General features: G+C 61.6%; 1 protein-coding gene. It reads right to left on the reverse strand.

Going from position 1 to position 1,340, the window contains the following annotated elements; translation table 11 throughout:
- Positions 1 to 134 precede the first annotated feature (134 nt).
- The gene (locus WKW82_RS40500; RefSeq protein ID WP_340348845.1) at positions 135 to 1,247 is read right to left on the reverse strand and encodes an IS5 family transposase; all 1,113 of its coding nucleotides are present in this window, start codon (positions 1,245 to 1,247) and stop codon (positions 135 to 137) included.
- Positions 1,248 to 1,340 lie beyond the last annotated feature (93 nt).

A 1,340-nucleotide genomic window follows, 5' to 3' on the forward strand; every position in this document is an offset into this window, starting at 1 on the left:
CAGGCTGCTGAAATACTCCGCGTCAACTTGAGCCATGCTCTGCGGCGAGAGTACCGTTTCACATCGTGCATTGATCGGTGAGTTCTGAAGCCGTTTTTTGCTGATTTGAGGTGTTTTGAGGGCTTTCGGATGCCTCACAGCGCCTGCGGACGGATTTGTCCCAGCGAGCGCATGCGCGTCAAGTTGTATGCCGTCATCGTCAGCACGAACAACTGGTCCACGCGCTTGATCCCGCGCACCATCACCTGGCGAATTCCTCCCACCGTCTTGGCCCAGCCGAAGCCTTGCTCGATGAGCTTGCGCTTGCGCTGCGACAGGACGTAGCCCTCGCTGGCTGCGATGGTGTCGGACACAGCGGAGCGCCGGTTCGATTTGTTCTGGGCCACATGCGGTATCACGCCCATGCCCTCGCATGCATTGACGAACTCCTCGGCGTCATAGCCCTTGTCCGCGCCCAGCGTAATGCTGATCGTGTCCTCGTCGGCCGCCTCGCAAGCGGCGTGGATCATGACCTTGGCCGCTTCGCGTTCGGCATAGCCATCTGCAGTGGTGACCATCGCGTTGGCGATCAGGCCATGGCGGTTGTCCGAGAGGGTGTGGCCCATGTAGCGCAGCTCGCTGGCTGTCTTGCCCTTGCGGTACAGCCGCGCATCGCCATCGGTGCGAGAGGCATGTGTGTCGTTGCTGCGGGTCTGGCCCTTGAAGGTAGTGCCACCCGTTGTGTTGCCGCCTGCGTCATCGTCGCCGCCATCCTTGCGCACGAAGCTCCTGTGGCTGGCCCACGCCTGGATGAGGGTGCCGTCCACGCTGAAGTGCTCCCCCGACAGCCAGCCCTTGCGATCGGCCGTCTCCACGATGTGATTGAACAGCTCGATGATCGTGTCGTGCGCGATCAGTCGTTCGCGGTTCTTGGTGAAGACCGTGGGAACCCAGACGGCATCGTCCATAGACAGGCCAATGAACCAGCGATACAAGAGGTTGTATTGGGTCTGCTCCATGAGCTGGCGCTCCGAGCGGACGCTGAAGAAGATCTGCAGGAGCATGGCGCGCAACAGCTTCTCCGGTGCGATGCTGGGGCGTCCGCCCTTGATGTCGGCCTCGTACATGCCGGCGAACAGGTGGTCCATCTTGAGCAGCGCTTCATTGACCATCGCGCGGATCGGGCGCAGCGGATGATCGGCGGGCACGAAGTCCTCCAGGCGGCGCATGGTGAACAAGCTCTCGGTGAAGGTATCGGCTCCGCGCATCTTCTGGGGTCTTGATTGCAACTGTCGGGGGATCAACTTCCAACGCTTGGGCATCATCGCGCGCCGACCGGCGGGGAGTATTTCAGCAGCCTG

The organism is Variovorax rhizosphaerae (assembly GCF_037889975.1).
Taxonomy (GTDB): Bacteria; Pseudomonadota; Gammaproteobacteria; order Burkholderiales; family Burkholderiaceae_C; genus Variovorax; species Variovorax rhizosphaerae.